We start from the raw sequence: 18,938 nt of genomic DNA on the forward strand, positions 1-18,938 counted from the left end.
GAACTCCCGATAATGACGATGTAGGGAAAATATCTTCTCATGCGCTCAGCGCGCGCCATATCTCAATTGCGGCTATGCAAAGTGAAAAATAGCGTTAACACAACGGTTTACTGCGCGACTTTCACCACGGTTTTACCGAAGTTTTTGCCTTTCAGCATATCGAAAAACGCCTGCGGGGCATTTTCCAGCCCGTCGATCATGTGCTCGCGGTAGTGGATTTTTTGCTGCTCCACCAGCGGCGTCATCGCTTTGAGGAATTCAGGATAACGATCGCCGTAATCCTGGAAGATGATAAAGCCCTGCATGCGAATACGACGTTTAAGAATGCCGCCCATGATTTGCGGGGTGCGATCCGGTCCCGGCGGTAATTCGCGGCTGCTGTAACCAGAAACCAGGCCACACACCGGCACGCGCGCCGCGGTGTTCAGCAACGGGAATACGGCATCAAACACTTTGCCGCCAACGTTTTCGAAGTAGATATCAATGCCGTCTGGGCAGGCAGCCGCCAGTTGTTCCGCAAAGTCGTCACGATGGTGATCGATACAGGCGGAGAAACCGAGCTTCTCAATCGCATAACGACACTTCTCTTCACCCCCCGCAACGCCGACGACATGGCAGCCTTGGAGTTTCCCAAGCTGACCCACCGTTGCACCGACCGGGCCGGTAGCCGCCGCGACCACCAGGGTTTCACCCTGTTTTGGCTGGCCGATATCCATCAAGCCCATATAGGCCGTAAAGCCCGGCATACCGAGAATGCCCAGCGCCCAGGAAGGATGGGGCAGATCGCCCAATTTCGCCACGCCGTTTCCGTCCGAAACCGCATAGCTTTGCCAGCCGCTTTGCGCGAGGACCACATCCCCTTGCTGGAAATCCGCGTGTTTAGATTCCACCACTTCGCTCACCGTGCCGCCAACCATCGGTTGGTCGAGTTCAGCAGGTGCAGCATAAGATTTGCTGTCATCCATGCGCCCGCGCATATAGGGGTCAAGCGACAAATAGAGCGTGCGCAGCAGGATTTGGCCGTCCTTCACGTCAGGAATGGGCTGCTCCACCAGGCGGAAATTCTCTTTTACCGGTTCGCCATGCGGGCGTGAAGCTAATAGCCAAGCTTGATTACGTTGAGTAGATTGCGACATTTTTACCTCTATTAGCGTTTCCACGTGAGGCAAGTGTAGACGAGGAAAAGGCAAGTTTGAGGGTAAGGTCGCCATTAATGGCGACCTTACGAAACATCTGTAGGGTGCGCATTAATGCGCACCTGGTAAAATACCAGTGAGCCAGCGCACAAACCAAGCGTAAACTTTTCGACGCGAATTAATATAACACCATGAATTTTAACAATCATAGGGCATTTGCCTAAGCGGTCTCGGGCAATGCCACATACACCTGGCCACACTCTGCTGCGTATACCTATAGCGATGCTTTTCTCCCTACAGGTGACGCATGACACAACAACAATACGTATTATCGCCCGATCATGACGCGCATATCGCCTCGGCTATCGGCAAGTTCTTCCGCCGCATCATTCCGATGCTGGCGCTGATGTTAATTGTGAACCAGATTGACCGGGCTAACATTGGCTTCGTAAAAGCCGAACTGCAAACGGATGCAGGCATTAGTGCGGCCGCCTTCGGCTTAGGCGCGGGGCTGTTCTTTATCGGTTATGCGCTGTTTGAAGTGCCGAGCAACATGATGCTGAAGAAACTCGGCGCACGCGTGTGGCTGACGCGCATCATGATTACGTGGGGCATGGTGGTGGTGCTTACCGGTTTTGTGAGTACGCCGCTGCATTTCTATCTGCTGCGTTTCCTGCTCGGCGTGGCGGAAGCCGGCTTCTTCCCTGGCGTGCTGTTCTATTTTCGTCAATGGGTGCCGAATGCGTGGCGCGGACGCGCCACCGCGATGGTGTTAAGCGCTACCGCCAGCGCTTTTCTGTTCTCCGGTCCGCTCACCGGTGCCATTCTGATGATGCATGATGTTGGCGGCATCGCGGGCTGGAAATGGGTGATGTTTGTGGAAGGCGGCGGATCGATGGTGATCGGCTTGCTGGCCGCCTTTGTGCTGGTATCCAAACCGCAAGGCGCGAAATGGTTGAGCGATGCCGAGAAACAGGCGCTGGCGCAGCAGTTAGCGCTGGAAGATGATGCGCGCGAAGAGCACGCGGTGAAACACGGCCGCTGGGGCTTGATCAGCGATCGCAGCCTTTTGTCTTACTGCCTGATCTTCTTCACCATGACCATGACCGGCTACACGTTAGTGTTCTGGCTGCCGCAAATCATTCAGCGTATTCAGGGCTTCAACAGCTTTGAAACCGGATTGCTGACCGCCGTGCCGTGGCTGTTCGCTATCGTCGCGCTGTTTCTGCTCGGCAAAGCTACCGACCGCTATCGCGATAAACTGGACAAAGGGCTCGGCATCGCCATGCTGATCGCCGCGTGCGGCACCTTTATGGCCACGCTGGGAACACCATGGTTTGGCTTTGTGGCGATGATTGTGGCCTGCATCGGATCCAAAGTGAGCGCGGCGTTCTTCTGGCCGATGCCGCAAAGTGAATTACCCGCCTCGATTGCCGCGCCCGGCATTGCGCTAATCAACTCGATTGGCAACCTCGGCGGCTTCTTTGCGCCCACGGTATTCGGCTACCTCGAAATGCACACCGGCAGCACCACCGGCGGACTTTACGCGCTAACCAGCGTGTCTGTGGTTACCGGACTCTATTTGCTGCTGCGTCGCAAACCTGTTCCACCCGCTTTCGGTCACACGGAGAGAAACCATGTCAGACAGTCCAGTCATTAAATCGATGCGCATCGTGCCGGTTGCCGGCTACGACAGCATGTTATTGAACATTGGCGGCGCCCATAACTGCTACTTCACGCGCATCATCGTGATATTGACCGATTCCGCCGGACATACCGGCGTTGGCGAAACGCCGTGTCATGCATCCACCTTGCAGCTGCTGGAACAGTTTCGCCCGCTGATAGAAGGCAGTTCGCTGCTGCGTCTCAACGCGACACTCAGCCAGCTGTTCAGCAGCGAGGCACGTCAGCAACAAACCTCTCACACCAACGACATTCATATCCCGCAGATGAATCCGGAGAAGTTTTATAACGCCGCCGCCGCCATTGAAGCGGCGCTGCTGGACCTGCAAGGCAAGCTGTTTAACCTGCCGGTGGCGGATCTGCTTGCCAGCGGTAAACAGCGCGATCGCATTCCGGTGCTGGGCTATTTGTTCTACATCGCCGATCGCAAGCGCACCAATATGCACTATCGATCAGGGGAGCATGAGCAAGAAGGCTGGTTCCGTCTGCGTCATGAAGCGGCGATGGACAGCGATGCCGTGGTGCGACTGGCCGAAGCGGCAGTTGAGCAATATGGCTTCCGCGACTTCAAGCTCAAAGGCGGCGTGCAGGCAGGCGAAGTGGAAGTGGCAACGGTGGAAGCGCTACTGTCGCGCTTCCCTGAAGCACGCGTCACCGTCGATCCTAACGCCAGCTGGTCGCTGGATGAGGCGATTCGCTTTGGCAAACAGCTGGCGGGAAAGGTGCCGTATCTGGAAGATCCTTGTGGCGCTGAACAAGGCTATTCCGGTCGGGAAACGCTGGCCGAGTTTCGCCGCGCCACCGGTGTGCCGGTCGCGACTAATATGATCGCCAACGACTGGCGCCAGCTGCATCATGCGCTGCAACTGAATGCCATTGATATTCCGCTCGCCGATCCGCACTTCTGGACGATGCGTAACGCCAACGTGGTGGCGCAGCTATGCAACGAATGGGGGCTGACAACCGGCTGCCACTCCAATAACCATTTTGATATTTCGCTGGCGATGGTGGCGCACCTTGGTGCAGCCGCTCCGGGCGATCGTCAAACCGCCTTTGACACGCACTGGATTTGGCAGGACGGTCAGCAGCTCACGCAGCAACCGCCGCAGATCCGCGATGGTTATCTGGAGTTACCGCCGGGGCCGGGATTGGGCATCGAGCTGGATATGGATCGCATCGAACAGGCGCATGCGCTATATAACGCGCTGCCGGATAAAAATCGCAACGATGCGCTGGGGATGCAGTTTTTGATCGATAACTGGCGCTATGACGCCAAACGTCCGTCATTGGTACGCTAAGGAAGCAGCATGAAGAACCTATTACGCGCGGCGACGCTTTTAGCATCGTTGGCCGCCAGCGCGCCGTTGCTGGCGCAGACTTTTGTCTACGTTTCAGAAGCCGATGATGGCACCATCGCGCGCTACGCGCTGAATGAGCAAACCGGTGCATTGCAACTATTAGGACGCACTCAGGTCGGCGGCAAAGTGATGCCGATGGCGTTGAGCGCCGATCATAAACATCTGTACGCCGCGATTCGCAGTAAACCGCTGCAACTGGTGAGCTGGAACATCGACAGCAAAACGGGCGATCTCAGCCCGTTGAATAGCGTATCCGCTGCGGCCAGTTATCCCTACATCAGCACGGATCCGCAGGGTCGTTTTCTGCTGGGCGCTTCCTATGATGGCGATGTGGTGCACGTTTATCGACTCAATAGCGACGGCAAGCTGATTGCGCCGCCGGTCGGGAGTTACAAAACCGGACATGCCGCGCACTCGGTGATTGTTGATGCGAGCGGCGAGCAGGCTTATGTCGGCAATCTCGGCACCGATCGCGTGCTGCAATTGAAACTGAGCGCCGAGGGAGAGCTTTCGGGGTTAGGCAACGGCTATGTTAAAACGGCGACAGAAAACGGACCGCGCCATTCGGTGTTGTCGCCGGATAATCGCTATCTCTACAACATCGGCGAGATGGGCGGCATCATTACGCAGTTTCGTCGTGAAGCCAGCGGTGAGCTGGTGAAAGTGGCGGAGACGCCAAATGCGGTAGCGGAAAAATATCAGCTGCAACACGGCAAAGAGCGACCGCCGGGCTACAGCGACACCACGCCGCGCATCTGGGCGGCCGATATTCGTCTGACGCCGGATGGCCGTTTTCTCTATGTCAGCGAGCGGACCAGCAGCACCATCAGCGGATACCGGATTAACAAAGCAGACGGCAAACTGACGCTGATTGATAGCTGGCAAGTTGAGAAACAGCCGCGCGGCATCGCGATCACCGCTGACGGACGTTGGTTGATTGCCAGCGGCGAAAAGAGTGCGGTGACCGGCAGCTATGCCATTGATCAAGAAAGCGGGGCGCTGAAGCGCGTTGGCGAAGCACCGGCTGGCGGTGATGCCAATTGGGTGACGGTGGTGAGTTACAAATAATCCCTAAGGATTGCCATTAATGGCGACCAGGTGCGCCTTACAGTTGCTTATATTTCTCATTGGTTAAAGTGTAGCGGTGGGCTGGCTGAATGATAATGCGCTCAAAGTTGCAAGCACTTGTGAGCGCGATTCATTAATATGACATGCGTGACAATGTCACTGATTGGGGTAAGCAGAGTGCGACAATGTCCCTCGACGATCGACCTTTCTTGCGGCTAACCACAACAGTGCGGTGACAATCCAGCCAATAATCCACGACACATCATTACCGGCAAAAATCCAGGTTAACGAACCGTGATGCAGTGGATTATCAATGAACGGCAACTGTACCAGCACGCCGCAGAAGTAGACAATTATGCCCGCCCAGTTCCAGCGACCGTAACGTCCGTTGGGCTGGGAGAGTGCCGGTACATCGACTTTACCTTTGGTGATCAGGTAGAAATCGGTCAGGCTGATTGCGCTCCACGGCACAAAAAAGGCCAGTAAAAACAGCAGGAAATGGGTGAATGATTTCAGGAAAGCGGGTTCGCTAATCAGCGCAATCACACAAGAAACCGTCACCATCAACACCACAAACAGAATGCGGCCGCCACGACTTAATGCGGTTTTCTGACGGAAGCCAGAAACGATGGTGGTGAGTGACATAAAGCTGCCGTAAGCATTCAGCGTGGTGAAAGTGATTTTGCCGAAGCAGATCGCAAAATAGATCACCATCGCCATCGTAGCGCTGCTGCCTAAACTGACAATATAGCCAACCTCGTTGCCAGAGAAAGCCTTTCCGGCAATCGCCGCGACAATTACACCCAACGTCATTGAAGCCTGCGTTCCTAAAACCGTGCCGAAGAAAACGCAGCTGAAAAGTTTTTTGGCTGAGACGTTAGCCGGTAAATAGCGCGAATAGTCAGAAACATACGGGCAAAATGCAATCTGCCATGACGACGACAACGAAACCGCAAGCAGGAAGTTAGCGACCGTGAAATGCTGGTTCTGCCACACCGCGGACAGATCATGGGTTGAGAGCAGCGTGATAAACAGGTAAACAAAGGCAAGCACGCCAATCACGCTGGCTACTTTACCGAGCTTGTGAATCACGCGATATCCCAGCACCGCGATGACGACGATAATCGCACTGAACAGGATCATGCCTGACGCATTGCTGGTATTAATCAGTTTGGCGAGCGCCTGTCCGGCCAACACCGTGCCGCTGGCAGAGAATCCGACATACATGATGCACACCAACACCAACGGAATCACCGCACCGTATACGCCAAACTGCATGCGGCTGGTAATCATTTGCGGCAATCCGAGACGCGGTCCCTGAATGGCATGCAGTGACATGATCGCCGCGCCCACAACTTGCCCAACCAGCAAGCCGATGATCGACCACACCACATCGCCGCCCAACACCACGGCCAGCGCGCCGGTTACGATGGCGGTGATCTGCAAATTGCCACCAAACCACAAGGTGAACTGGCTGAATGGATGTCCGTGGCGTTCGCTCGGAGGAATGTAATCAATGGATCGCGTTTCTGACAGGCGCTGTTTCTCTGCGCCGGCGTAATCTGCTGCAGGTGATTCGGCTGACATAGTTTCCTCGCTAAAACGGCTAAAGATGGGAAATTATTGTTAGTATGATGTGGTTTCTCTTGGTGGTACATGTATATACATGTAGCGATATTGTCATGCAGCATGGAAACTTACAATACGATCGGTCATTGGAAAATGTGATGACGCGGGCAAGGTTGGGAAGCTATGAAATGGAGAGAAAGGAGGAGTTGATATGACGTCGCTACGTGAATTCTGCAAAAAGAGCAGGGTGGAAGTTGCCGAGAATTCACGTAGCGCTGCCGGTTTTGTCGCCAGAAATTACTGATCTTTGCCCATAGTCCAGGGATTTGGCGCGGAATCATCTGCCTTATCCGCAGCAAAATCATCCAGTGAATCCAGATACAGTGCTTCAACCTCAGCGCGTGCCCAGGGTGTGCGGCGTAAAAACTTCAGGCTCGATTTAACGCTTGGATCGCTTTTGAAGCAGTTGATATTAATGAGCTTACCCAGTTCGGCCCAGCCATAATGGGCGACCAGCGCATTAATTTGCATCTCAAGCGTGACGCCGTGCAAGGGATCTTTGGAGCGATGATCGTTCATAGGAAATCCTTAAAATGTTGACGGCAAAGGTTACAAGAAAGCCACGCGAGCGGCAATGGTGCGATCGTCATTGCCGGTAAATGCTGTACACTTGTTGCCAGAAAATCACTATTGGACGGTACGCTATGAACGACAAGAAAATGATTTCCATCGATCAGTTCAATCTCAGTGAACGCGTTGCAGTAGAAGAAGCGTTTAAGGGATTGATGGAGAAGTATCGCCAGCGCACTGGCAAAGAGCCGGATGCAAAGAAAGAGAAAGAGTTCACTGCGGAAGCCCGGCAGCAGATTATGACGACGAAACTGGCCAAAGAGAAAGCGCTGGCTGAAAAGTCAAAGAAAACGCCAACGCGCAGGAAGAAACCTGAATCGTTGAAAGAGAGCGAAGTCAGTGATTTCAACTGGAAGGCGTCGGTGATTAAAGGGCGCAGATAACGGCAACGTGCGTTCAACAATCCGTCGCCGGGATGATCGCGGGTTACGGATTGTTGGTGACGGAGGTGAAAGAAGGCAGGTGATGAGCGGATAATGGTTGAAGTGCGCAATGAGATACTTCATTTAACATAATATACATTATGCGCCCTTTGGTTTGTAACGGCTAAATTCGGATATTCGCCTCAACATCATCATTACGGATAAAATTCATGAGCCATTTCACCTGCGGATGCCTTTGCGGAAACGTTCGATTCGAAGCAACCTCAGGACGTTTTGAAAACTAAATAAAAGAGGAACTAATCAGTGGTTCCTCTCCAATCTTAAATACGTTTACGGACGTGCCGCCGTGCCATCTGGCAGACGCGCGTTAGTCCAGTCTGGAATACCGCCCGATACCGGATATTTTGCCGCCTCTTTCAGATCGATATCCACGCCCAACCCCGGACGATCGCTGAGGTAGGCATAACCGCGATCAATCTCCGGACAACCTGGGAACACTTCCTGCAGCGCCTCATTCACTGGCGTGTACTCCTGAATGCCAAGATTGGTGATGCTCAAATCAATATGCAGGTTTGCCGCCACACCAATCGGTGAGATATCGCCCGGACCGTGCCACGCAGTGCGCACGCCAAACAGTTCCGCAAAAGTCGCCAGCTTCTTCGCCGGTGTAATGCCGCCAATGGTACTGACATGGCAGCGAATATAATCGATCAGCTGGTTTTGAATTAATGGCTTCCACTCGTTGATTTGCGTAAACAGCTCGCCCATGGCAATTGGTGTGCTGCTTTGGCTGCGTAATTTGCTCAGCCAGTCGATATTTTCTGGCGCAACCGGATCCTCAAGGAAAAACAGCTGATACGGTTCGAGAGATTTTGCCAGCTGAATCGAAGCGATTGGCGTGATGCGTTCGTGCACATCATGAATAAACTCAACGCCAAAACCGAGCTTGTTGCGCAGATGATCAAACAGGCGCGGTACGGCACGCGCATAAGCATCCGGATCGAAATAGATGCCGTGAGTAGGATTACGCGGTGACACCTTCGGCTGGATATTGCGCGCCTTAGCCAGCTTGCCGGCGATCAAACGCAAATCATCGGTACCCGCGCCGCCATACATGCCCATCTGACAGCGCACATATTGATAGCCCTCCTCCATGCGCGCGCGGATGTTGTCTTCAACTTCTATCTCATCGGCACCGTCGCAGTGGCGATAAAGCGGCACGCCATCACGACATTTGCCGCCAAGCAGCTCATACACCGGCAGGTCGGCAACTTTACCCTTCAGGTCCCACAGCGCCATATCCACACCGGAGAGCGCATTATTCATCACCGGACCGTTACGCCAGTAACCGCTGACCGCCGCCGATTGCCAGATGTCTTCGATACGCGCCGGGTCTTTGCCGATCAAAAACGGCTTCATGTAGTTTTCAATCGCGGCGGCGACCGCGTAGATACGCTGAGTAAAGGTGGCGCAGCCCAAACCGTATAAACCGGGTTCGCTGGTTTCGATTTTTACCACCACCAAATCGATGCCGCCTGGCGCGGTAAGGATGGTTTTTACATCGGTAATTTTCAGGTTACTCATCATGATCCTCACAGTATCTGGATAACATGCTGTATGATGTCCTACATGTTATGTGTATTAAAAAGCCCTGTGCAGGGCTTTTGGTTATTCAGTTATGGAGTACATCCTCGATGGCGTGCACGTTATGTGTCATCGCGCTATTAAGCGTCTCGGCTGCCAGCGAGGCATCGCGGTTTTTCAACGCCATAAAGACTTTAATGTGGGCTTCAACGCTTTCCAGCGTAATGCCCAATACGCGGTTCAACTCTTCGAGGTAATGCACATAAATCCCCTTGAGGGATTCCATGACGTGGATGAACACTTTGTTGTGCGAGGCTTTCACAATCGCCAGATGGAAATCGTAGTCCGCCAGCGAGTACTTCTTGTAGTCATCTTTACTCACCAGCATGCGATTTAGGGCGCTTTCCAGCACTTTGACATCCTCATCGGTGGCGTTCTGCACTGCCAGCTCCATACATTTGAACTCGACGGTCTGACGGAAAACCCGCATATCATCAAACTCTTCCTGCGAAAGGTGCAGAATGGGCTGGTTATCGCTGAACGATCCGTAGCGCGCCACTTCGCGGGTAACATAGGTACCCTTCCCTTGATGCGTCACCACCACGCCAAGGTCTCGCAGCTTCTGCACGGCACTCCGCACGCTGACGCGGCTCACCTGAAAGGTTGCGGTCAATTCCGCTTCTGACGGCAACTTACAGCCCGGCTCCCACAGACCATCCTGAATGTTCTGCTTCATCTGCTCGTAGATGACATCAACCACATTATGTTTTTGGATACTTTCCAGCGCCACGGCTTTACTCACTTGTCCTACATGTCTACCGCTTTTTAACGCGTCACTGCTTGCAACACAAGCAGCAATTTTTCGCGCAGCAAAAGCGATACTGCAAAACCCCGAAATTTAACTATTACTTTCATTAAGTTAATCATCAAAGGTAGATAATTACCTTCTGATGATGACATTAATAATTTGTGAGATATCTTACAAATCTCTCGCCTGCCAATTGCTGCCTTTCTGCGCATAACGTAAAAGTAACTCATCCAACTTGTTAGTCATGTTACATGAAGGACGTTTTGTTATGCAGACCTTATTTAACCTCTCCGGGAAAACCGCCCTGATTACCGGCTCAACGCGCGGTTTGGGATTTGCTTATGCACAAGGCCTGGCGCAGGCCGGCGCAAAAGTGCTCCTGAATGGCACGCGTCAGGAGCACATGGATAAGGCGCTGGAGCAATTACAGCTACAAGGATTTGATGCCCGAGGATTTCTGTTCAATGTGGCAGATGAAGCCGCGATTGAAGCGGTATTCCAGCAGCTTGATGAAGAGAACATTCACGTCGACATTGTGATCAACAACGCAGGCATTCAGTTCCGCAAACCGATGCTGGAACTGGCATTGAGCGACTGGCAGCGGGTGCTGGATATCAATCTCACCAGCGCGTTCCTCGTCTCACGTGCTGCAGCCAAACGCATGGTGGAACGCCAGCGCGGTGGGAAAATTATCAATATCGGATCGCTGACCAGCGAAGCCGCGCGCCCTACCGTCGCGCCCTACACTGCGGCAAAAGGCGGCATCAAGCTGTTAACCAAATCGATGGCGGCTGAATGGGCGCCGTTCAATATCCAGACCAACGGCATTGGGCCGGGCTATATCCTAACGGATATGAACGAAGCGCTGGTCGAAAACGAAGAGTTCAACAAATGGGTCTGCAGCAGTAATCCTTCTGGTCGCTGGGGAAAACCCGACGAACTGGTTGGTACCGCCATCTATCTGGCGTCCTCTGCTTCCGATTACGTCAATGGCCAGATGATTTACGTGGATGGCGGCTGGCTCGCCACCTTATAACGGGCTGATTTAAACGACCTAAGCTGGGCATCAAGACTCAGCTGTATCCTACTCAAGCGACCTGAGGTCATAGCATGAACCAGAATATTGCAGGGATTTTACCGGCTAGTCGGTGGGGAAAACTCATCCCGATTGCCTTTATTACCTATAGCCTCGCCTACCTCGATCGTGCCAACTACGGTTTTGGTGCCGCCGCAGGTCTGGCTGAAGATCTCAATATCACGCCCGCCATTTCGGCATTACTTGGCGCACTGTTTTTCCTCGGTTATTTCTGTTTCCAGGTGCCGGGCGGCATTTACGCTGAAAAGCACTCGGCGAAGAAGCTGATTTTCTGGAGCCTGATCCTGTGGGGCGCATTGGCCACCGCCACCGGCATGGTGCACAGCGTGGCGTTGCTGGCGGTGATCCGCTTCCTGCTCGGCGTCGCAGAAAGTGTGGTGATGCCGGCGATGCTGATCTTCCTCAGCCACTGGTTCACGCGCGCGGAGCGTTCCAAAGCCAACACCTTTCTGTTCCTCGGCAATCCGATTACCGTGTTGTGGATGTCGATTCTCTCCGGCTATCTGGTGAACGCCTTTGGCTGGCGCGGCATGTTCATTATTGAAGGCGTGCCTGCCATCTTATGGGCGTTCATCTGGTGGAAAATTTATGCCGACCGACCGCGTGATGCCAAATGGCTGAACGAGGCCGAAAAGCGTGCGGTGGAAAACGCGCTGGCGGCAGAGCAGCAGTCGATCAAACCGGTTAAGAATTACCGTGAAGCTTTCCGCTCGCCTAAAGTGCTGGCGCTGGCGTTTATCCACTTCTTCTGGAATATCGGCATGTACGGTTTCATCATGTGGCTGCCTTCCATGCTGAAGAGCGCGTCCGGCATGGGTATTGTCGCGACCGGCTGGCTCTCAGCCGCGCCCTATCTGCTCGCCGTGCCGCTGATGCTGACCGCATCCTGGTTCTCCGATAAATACCAGCAGCGTAAAAACATCGTGCTGCTTTTCCTTGGGCTGGGCGCGGTGTGCTTCATTGCTTCCTTTACGCTCGGTGCGACGCACTTCTGGCTCTCATGGGTGCTGCTGGTGATCGCGGGCGGTGCGATGTACACGCCGTACGGGCCCTTCTTCGCTGCGATCCCTGAGATGCTGCCACGCAATGTTGTGGCGGGCGCGATGTCCTTCGTGGTCTGCTTCGGTGCGTTGGGATCCTTCGTCGGCGCATGGATTGTGGGCTATCTCAATGGCCTGACCGGCAGCCCAGCGGCCTCTTATGTATTTATGGGCGGATCGCTGGTTGTGGCGGTATTACTCACCGCACTGACCACCTTTAGTAGCCTGAGCACGCCAACGGCACAAACCCGCTCTGCACACTCATAGAGAATGAAGTCATGACCATGAAACCCACGCGCACGCGTTTAAGCGTTTTATTCATGCTGTTTATTGTCACCGCTATCAACTATATGGATCGCGCTAACCTGGCGGTAGCCGGTTCCCATATTCAGGGCGAGTTTTTCTTATCCGCCACGCAGTTAGGTTTACTGTTTTCGATGTTTACCTGGTTTTATGCTCTGAGCCAGATTCCGCTCGGCTATCTGCTTGACCGTATTGGTTCGCGCTGGCTGTACGGCAGCGCAATTGTGCTGTGGAGCCTGTTTACCCTGCTAATGGGATTGGCGTCGCATCACTTTTTCACCACCGCCACCGCGTCATTTATGATGCTGTTGGTGTGCCGCGCGCTAATTGGCGTAGCAGAAGCGCCCTCTTTTCCCTCCAACACCAAAATCATCGCCACCTGGTTTCCCGACCATGAACGTGCGCGTGCAACGGCAACCTATTCCAGCGCGCAATACATTGGTCTGGCGCTGCTGACGCCAGTGCTGTCGTTTATCGTCTCTCAATGGGGTTGGGAGATGTCATTTTATCTCTCTGGCCTGGTGGGCATTGTGTTCGGCATTTACTGGCTGATTGTCTATCGCGACCCGCAGCACAGCAGCAAAGTGAATGATGCGGAACTCGATATCATCCGCAAAGGCGGCGGCCACGGTTCAGTGAATCAGCAAACCGGAAACGGCAAGGTTAACTGGCTGTCGGTAAAATACATTCTGCGCCAGCGCACCACCTGGGGTTTGTTTATCGCGCAGTTCGCGGCCTCATCGACGCTCTACTTCTTCCTGACCTGGTTTATTGTCTATCTGGAAAAAGGGCTGCATCTGTCGATCGATAAAGCGGGGATTGGCGCAATGTTCCCTTATATAATGGCGATGGCTGGCGTGCTGTGCGGCGGAACGCTGAGTGATTTCCTGCTCAAGCGTGGCCGCAGCCGCACCTTTGCACGCAAGCTGCCGGTAATGCTGGGGATGTTGCTCACCTGTTCGATTGCGCTAGTGAATTTCTTCCAGGACAGCCCGGTAATTGCCATCGCTATTCTCTCTATCGCCTTCTTCGCCAACGCCTTCTCTAATCTCGGCTGGGTGGTGTGCAGCGATGTGATTCCGCGCCACTTAATCGGCACCATCGGCGGCTTTCTGAATATTTTTGGCAATCTCTCCGGCATTGTCAGTCCGATCATCATCGGCGTTATTTTGCAGCGCACCCACAACTTCCAATACGCGATGTGGTACATCGCTGCCGTCGCACTGATGGGCTTTTTGGCCTACCTGCTGCTGGTTGGCAAAATTGAAGTGATGACGCCGCCCGGCCAACAACCGGCTGAAAATAAAAAGAAATTTGAAACCCCTTCAAACGCATAGAGAGAAGCATAATGCAGCAGAAAACAGTGAACGCGGTGATCGTCAATGCCGCACATGATGTGCGCTGTGAGTCGCGGGAAATTGAGTGGAACGCGCAGCAAGTGTTAGTCAAAGTTGAGCGTGGCGGGATTTGTGGCTCGGATATTCACTATTTCCAGCATGGCCGCGCGGGCATGTCGGTACTGAAAGCGCCGATGATTTTAGGCCATGAATTTGTTGGCATCATCGAGCAAGTGCCAGAAAACAGCGACCTAAAGGTTGGCCAGCGCGTGGCGATCAATCCTTCCCAACCGTGCCAGCTGTGCGCGCTGTGTCAGGAAGGAAAACAGAATCTTTGTCGCTCAATGCGCTTTATGGGCAGCGCGCAGTTTTTCCCGCATGTTAACGGCGGATTTGCCCAATATGTGGCGGTTAATCCCGTGCAGTGCGTACCGTACAGCGATGGCGCGGATGCCAAAGTGATGGCCTTTGCCGAACCGCTGGCGGTGTGTATTCATGCGGTACGCCAGGCAGGCGATCTGACCGGCAAGCGCGTGCTGGTCACCGGCGCCGGACCAATCGGTTGTCTGGTCATCGCGGCGGCACTGGCTTCGGGTGCCACCGAAGTGGTGGCTACCGACATCAGCGAACGTTGTCGTCAGTTGGCGATCAATATGGGTGCCAGCGCGGCGCTGGATCCGCGTGACGAACAGCAAATTGCGCGCTGGGCAGAAAATGGCGGCAATTTTGATGTCTGTTTTGAAGCTTCCGGCGCAGGCGCGGCGGTGGCTTCGCTGGTCGCCTTTACCCGTCCGGGCGGCATTATCGTGCAGCTTGGCATGGGCGCGGCAGAGGTAAACTATCCCATCGGGCCGTTGCTGGTCAAAGAGATACAGCTACGCGGATCCTTCCGCTTCACCAGCGAATTCACCACCGCAGTACGCTGGCTTGAGCAAGGTAAAATCAATCCGCTGCCGCTGCTTTCAGCCGAAATGCCCATGCAGGATGCCGCATTCGCGCTGGAGCTGGCGGCGGATAAAGAGCGTGCGGCTAAAGTCCAGCTGGTTTTCTGAAGGATAACCGGAGAGAAAGCCTCTCCGGTTATTTCCTGAAACGGACTAAATCCTTCAGGGTGGCGTGCTCGAATTCGGGTAATGCAGCAAAAATGCCATCACCTTGCATGTCATAAATTTGCTGAAAATAAAATTTTGCGCCATCAACTGCGCCCAGAGCATAGAGCGCACGCGCAAGCGTCATTCGGGAAAGTATTTGGTTTTGTTGCGCTTCCCAATCGAGGGCTTCTTTCGCCGCTTCAATTGCTTCTTGATAGCGCTGACACTGGATTAATATTGCGCCATAGCCGCTCATAATCCAGAAATAGATATCGTCATCTCGCAGATGCGCTTTGGCTAATTCAGCGGCTGCACCCCATGAACAGGCTGCAGCCTGATGCTCACCCAGCGAACCAAGTGAAATACCTCGATTCGCTAAATCGAAGGCTTTCTCATGCCAGTTTTTACGGTGGAACTCCATGTCATCACCTCTTTTTGCGGTAGGAACAGTATTGATATCCTATGCAGCATAAATGAGAGTGAAATAAAGTTCATAGTTACGCGAGAATATTGCCTTACCTGCTAACTTCGTGCCCGATTAAACCACCGATCGCCGCGCCACCCAATGTACCGAAGGTGCTACCACCGGTAAGTACCGCACCGCCTACCGCACCAACACCAGCACCAATCGCGGTATTTCTGCCACGATGCGACATGCCACACGCGGTAACAGAAAACATGACCAGTACGACAATAGCAATATTACAGCTGCGTTTTAAAAGCATACAAAGCCTCACTGCCATGAATAGATGGCATGCAAAAGTGTTTATTTGATTGTTGTTAAAATACCCAATCTGTTGTGACTGGCACTGCTCGTCGGCGTGAATTTAAGGTGTTTTATGATGAGACGGAAGGTAAAAATTCTTATTTGCGGGTGGCACTAGCGAGGCGGCGAAAAAGTCGCCGCCTTGCACACGCTCCATCATGTCAGGAAGCCGCTCGCTTTACCCGTGCCACCGTTCTCACCATCGCCAATGTGGCAACAATCAGCAGTATGCCGCCGACCATCGACATGGCTTTAAAACCTAGATGTTTAAACATCATCAGGCCGACAATCCCGCCGATCAGGAAGGAAAATATCGTGGTCAGATGCGTCCACAGCTGACGTTTCTGACCCGACAGCTGTTTCGACGGATCGCGGCGGAACAGCGCGGCTAATACCGATGCCAGCGAAATTCCTGCATCGGTCAGCGTGCCGGTAATATGGGTTGAACGTACGCGGCCATTGGATAACTGCGTAGAGGTTGAATTATGCACGCCCATCAGGAAGCCCAGAATGACAATAACTTCCCGGTTGTTGGCCGACGAATAAAAGAACATTTCAAACAGCGATAACGCTATTAAGGCCAGCCCTTCAACCCACAATATTTGGCAGAATATAATGCGATTGCCATTGGCTAATCCGCTGATCACCACCATTCTCGCCGTGACCGCACCACAAACAAAGGCAAACAGGATGGTGGCTAAAAAGGTGATATCACGGAAATTAACGTTCGATACTTCACTGGATAATTGAGAGGTATTACCTGACATATGCGAGGGGAAAAAGCCAAACGCCCCCAGGGCGATTGCATTGAGCACGCCGGCGGCCGTGGCAAGCCACATTGCCAGATTCCTGTCCTCATCATGCGTTCGTGTGCGTTTAAGTTTAATCAGCATCAGATACCTCATTATTCTGAACCAGGGCCGAATAATAACCATAGAGCACTACGCAGCGTACATAACCAGGAAATCCCCGAATAAGACGCTGAGCAGATTAAAGAAAGTAAAAAAAATCAACGAGGCGGGATATATTTAAATTAATGTAAAGATTGGCATGCCATATAAAGGTCGCCATTTAGGGTACCCGCCTTTTCACGAATTAACCGAATGATTTATTTTCATCGGGGCGACCACCACATTTACGCCTAAATCCTGCATCCGCCGCAAAATAGGCACCGGTGTGCCCTGATTAACAATTACCACATCGAATTCACTCAGATGCGCAAAACGGTGCAGCGCCCGGCGTTCAAACTTGGTGTTATCCATCATCAGAATGCGCTTCTGCGCGGCATCAAACATCGCGCGCTTAGTCTCCACCGTTTCGGCGGATTGGTGGAACACTGCATCATCGATAATCGCTGACATGCTGACGAAAAACACGTCGGCGCGCAGGCTGGCAATTTCATCCCGCGTCATGCGGCCCATAAAAGCATTGCACCAGTGATAGAACTGTCCGCCGAGGCCCATCAAAGTGATATCGCGGCCATTGCGCAGCTCGTTCATGAGGGTCAGGGAGTTGGTGATCACCGTCAGCGGCGCGCGCGCCGAGAGCAGCCGCGCCATCTGCTGCACGGTGGTGGAATCATCGAGGAAAATCGCCTGTCCCGGTTCGAGGTAGGTCGCGGCGACATCGGCAATCGCCTGTTTCTCTTCCAGCTGACGCGTGGCGCGATAGATATCGCTGGATTCAACCAGACTAGTTGGCGTCGCGGACACCACGCCGCGTGATTTATGCAGCAGGCCGCGCTCAACCATTTCGTCGATATCACGATGGGCGGTCATCAAACTAATGCCGAAGCGATCGGTGATGTCTTCGATGCGGATCGCCCCTTCTGCCATCACCGCTTCGGCGATTAACTGGCGACGGGCCAGTTGACGCGCCTGGCGGCTATCGCTGGGTAAGGTTTCGGCCATAAATACGCCAAGTGAAGAGTCCTGCGGGTTATGCGCCATATTTCATCCGGGAAAGTGAAGCGAGAAGCGTTTTCGGCACTCATTACAGCGTTTAATACGGATTTTGGCAAATTGCGGGTAACGTTACACTGCGTGATAAATCGCGCCGCTACAGATACGTGCGTTTCAAAGGTGGTTGTTATAAAAAACGCACATAGCGTAGTGGCGCAATTTATTGCGCAACTTTTACTGCTTCAGAACAAACGGTGAAGCAAAGTTACCGGCGTTCTCTTTAGTGATCAGGATGCAGTCAAACAGCTGCTTCTCCGAGGCCGCACCGGTCTTACCGGTTTTCAAGAAGCTATCCGCCTGCTCTACCGCTTTCTGCGCGAACTGCGCCACCGGCTGCATCACAGTGTAGGCCAGCGTACCGGCTTTCACAGCGTCAACCGCATCCGGTGAACCGTCAAAACCGCCGACTTTGATCTGATTCAGCTTGCCAGCTTCTTTCAACGCAGCGATCGCGCCCAGCGCCATTTCGTCGTTGCCGCTGATCACGCCTTTAATGTTGGGATTGGCTTGCAGCAGTGACTGCATTTTGTTGAAGCCTTGTGTGCGATCCCAGTTAGCCACTTCCTGACCGACTTTCTTCAGCGTGGGATATTGCGACAGCACCGTATCAAAACCGTTGGCGCGGGTAGCGGCGTTATTATCTGACGGCGGGCCGACCAGCTCGACATAGTTCGCACTATCGCCCACCTGCTTCACCCACTCCATTGCGCCAACCGCCGCGCCCTGCGCGTTGTTAGAAACCAACTGCGCTTTGGCGAGCCCGCTCTGGTTCAGTTCGGCATTGATGATAAATACCGGAATATTGGCGGCGATGGCCTTTTTCACCGAGCCGACCGAACCATCGGCGTTCGCCGGATCGAGAATAATCGCCTTCGATTTATTGGTGATCGCCGTATCAATCAGCTGACTTTCGGTATTGGTATCGCCTTTGTGCGCACTGACTTTGGCGCTGTAGCCCAGCTTTTCCGCCGCTTTCTGCGCTACCTGGCCTTCCGTTAGCCAGTAAGGGTTGGAAGGATCGTTAACGATGATGGTCATTAACCCGTTATCTGCCCAGGTGGGTGCAGCAAAAGTGGTGATAGCCATAGCCGCAGCCGCGATGAAGAGACGTTTAGTGAACATAGT

General features: G+C 53.5%; 18 protein-coding genes. 8 read left to right on the forward strand and 10 right to left on the reverse strand.

What is annotated here, in order from left to right:
• Positions 1-107: 107 nt before the first annotated feature.
• The gene (locus AAF463_RS09380) at positions 108-1,136 is read right to left on the reverse strand and encodes an NADP-dependent oxidoreductase (protein WP_101764403.1); all 1,029 of its coding nucleotides are present in this window, start codon (positions 1,134-1,136) and stop codon (positions 108-110) included.
• A 307-nt stretch (positions 1,137-1,443) separates the two neighbouring features.
• On the opposite strand from AAF463_RS09380, the gene AAF463_RS09385 reads away from it, so the two are divergent.
• The 3 genes from AAF463_RS09385 to AAF463_RS09395 are packed head-to-tail and all read left to right on the forward strand — an operon-like array spanning position 1,444 to position 5,245.
• Positions 1,444-2,796, forward strand: a complete 1,353-nt coding sequence (locus AAF463_RS09385; protein ID WP_110866146.1) for an MFS transporter — start codon at positions 1,444-1,446, stop codon at positions 2,794-2,796.
• Positions 2,774-4,117 (forward strand): enolase C-terminal domain-like protein, encoded by a 1,344-nt coding sequence (locus AAF463_RS09390; protein ID WP_350261937.1) that lies wholly within the window; start codon positions 2,774-2,776, stop codon positions 4,115-4,117. Before AAF463_RS09385 ends, AAF463_RS09390 begins: the two co-directional genes overlap by 23 nt.
• Positions 4,118-4,126: 9 nt before the next feature.
• The gene (locus AAF463_RS09395; protein ID WP_192233847.1) at positions 4,127-5,245 is read left to right on the forward strand and encodes a beta-propeller fold lactonase family protein; all 1,119 of its coding nucleotides are present in this window, start codon (positions 4,127-4,129) and stop codon (positions 5,243-5,245) included.
• A 156-nt stretch (positions 5,246-5,401) separates the two neighbouring features.
• Here AAF463_RS09395 and AAF463_RS09400 read toward each other — a convergent pair whose 3' ends face one another.
• Positions 5,402-6,832 (reverse strand): cytosine permease, encoded by a 1,431-nt coding sequence (locus AAF463_RS09400; RefSeq protein ID WP_350261938.1) that lies wholly within the window; start codon positions 6,830-6,832, stop codon positions 5,402-5,404.
• Between the two features lie 279 nt (positions 6,833-7,111).
• On the reverse strand, positions 7,112-7,393 hold the full coding sequence (locus AAF463_RS09405) for a VF530 family protein (RefSeq protein ID WP_110866150.1): 282 nt from the start codon (positions 7,391-7,393) through the stop codon (positions 7,112-7,114).
• Positions 7,394-7,518: 125 nt separating this feature from the next.
• On the opposite strand from AAF463_RS09405, the gene AAF463_RS09410 reads away from it, so the two are divergent.
• Positions 7,519-7,827 carry a hypothetical protein gene (locus AAF463_RS09410; protein WP_101764396.1) on the forward strand — a complete coding sequence of 103 codons (309 nt, stop codon included), beginning with the start codon at positions 7,519-7,521 and terminating at the stop codon, positions 7,825-7,827.
• Between the two features lie 330 nt (positions 7,828-8,157).
• Here the strand turns inward: AAF463_RS09410 and AAF463_RS09415 are convergent, their stop codons facing one another.
• A complete protein-coding gene (locus tag AAF463_RS09415; RefSeq protein WP_008104104.1) occupies positions 8,158-9,411 on the reverse strand; it encodes an enolase C-terminal domain-like protein in 1,254 nt (417 codons plus the stop codon).
• An 88-nt stretch (positions 9,412-9,499) separates the two neighbouring features.
• Positions 9,500-10,201, reverse strand: coding sequence for a FadR/GntR family transcriptional regulator (locus AAF463_RS09420; RefSeq protein WP_217547532.1), 702 nt, complete (start codon positions 10,199-10,201; stop codon positions 9,500-9,502).
• Between the two features lie 286 nt (positions 10,202-10,487).
• Between AAF463_RS09420 and AAF463_RS09425 the strand changes: the two genes are divergently transcribed.
• The 4 genes from AAF463_RS09425 to idnD all read left to right on the forward strand — a co-directional run bounded on the left by AAF463_RS09425 (position 10,488) and on the right by idnD (position 15,047).
• Positions 10,488-11,255 (forward strand): SDR family oxidoreductase, encoded by a 768-nt coding sequence (locus AAF463_RS09425; RefSeq protein ID WP_350261939.1) that lies wholly within the window; start codon positions 10,488-10,490, stop codon positions 11,253-11,255.
• Positions 11,256-11,329: 74 nt separating this feature from the next.
• Positions 11,330-12,622 (forward strand): MFS transporter, encoded by a 1,293-nt coding sequence (locus AAF463_RS09430; protein ID WP_350261940.1) that lies wholly within the window; start codon positions 11,330-11,332, stop codon positions 12,620-12,622.
• Between the two features lie 17 nt (positions 12,623-12,639).
• Positions 12,640-13,995 (forward strand): MFS transporter, encoded by a 1,356-nt coding sequence (locus AAF463_RS09435; RefSeq protein ID WP_350261987.1) that lies wholly within the window; start codon positions 12,640-12,642, stop codon positions 13,993-13,995.
• An 11-nt stretch (positions 13,996-14,006) separates the two neighbouring features.
• The gene (gene idnD / locus AAF463_RS09440; protein ID WP_336767563.1) at positions 14,007-15,047 is read left to right on the forward strand and encodes an L-idonate 5-dehydrogenase; all 1,041 of its coding nucleotides are present in this window, start codon (positions 14,007-14,009) and stop codon (positions 15,045-15,047) included.
• A 28-nt stretch (positions 15,048-15,075) separates the two neighbouring features.
• On the opposite strand, the gene AAF463_RS09445 is transcribed toward idnD, so the two are convergent.
• The 5 genes from AAF463_RS09445 to AAF463_RS09465 form a co-directional block, all read right to left on the reverse strand.
• Positions 15,076-15,507, reverse strand: coding sequence for a hypothetical protein (locus tag AAF463_RS09445; RefSeq protein WP_110866155.1), 432 nt, complete (start codon positions 15,505-15,507; stop codon positions 15,076-15,078).
• A 94-nt stretch (positions 15,508-15,601) separates the two neighbouring features.
• Entirely contained in the window at positions 15,602-15,811 is a 210-nt protein-coding gene (locus tag AAF463_RS09450) for a glycine zipper 2TM domain-containing protein (protein WP_061718879.1), read from the reverse strand.
• 202 nt (positions 15,812-16,013) lie between these two features.
• Positions 16,014-16,745 carry a YoaK family protein gene (locus AAF463_RS09455; RefSeq protein ID WP_192411833.1) on the reverse strand — a complete coding sequence of 244 codons (732 nt, stop codon included), beginning with the start codon at positions 16,743-16,745 and terminating at the stop codon, positions 16,014-16,016.
• 195 nt (positions 16,746-16,940) lie between these two features.
• Positions 16,941-17,801 carry a DeoR/GlpR family DNA-binding transcription regulator gene (locus tag AAF463_RS09460; protein ID WP_101764389.1) on the reverse strand — a complete coding sequence of 287 codons (861 nt, stop codon included), beginning with the start codon at positions 17,799-17,801 and terminating at the stop codon, positions 16,941-16,943.
• Positions 17,802-17,987: 186 nt separating this feature from the next.
• Positions 17,988-18,935: a D-ribose ABC transporter substrate-binding protein gene (locus AAF463_RS09465; RefSeq protein ID WP_101764388.1), complete on the reverse strand. Its 948-nt coding sequence runs from the start codon at positions 18,933-18,935 to the stop codon at positions 17,988-17,990.
• Positions 18,936-18,938 lie beyond the last annotated feature (3 nt).

The sequence above is a fragment of the Pantoea sp. BJ2 genome (assembly GCF_040255075.1).
GTDB lineage: Bacteria > Pseudomonadota > Gammaproteobacteria > Enterobacterales > Enterobacteriaceae > Pantoea > Pantoea leporis.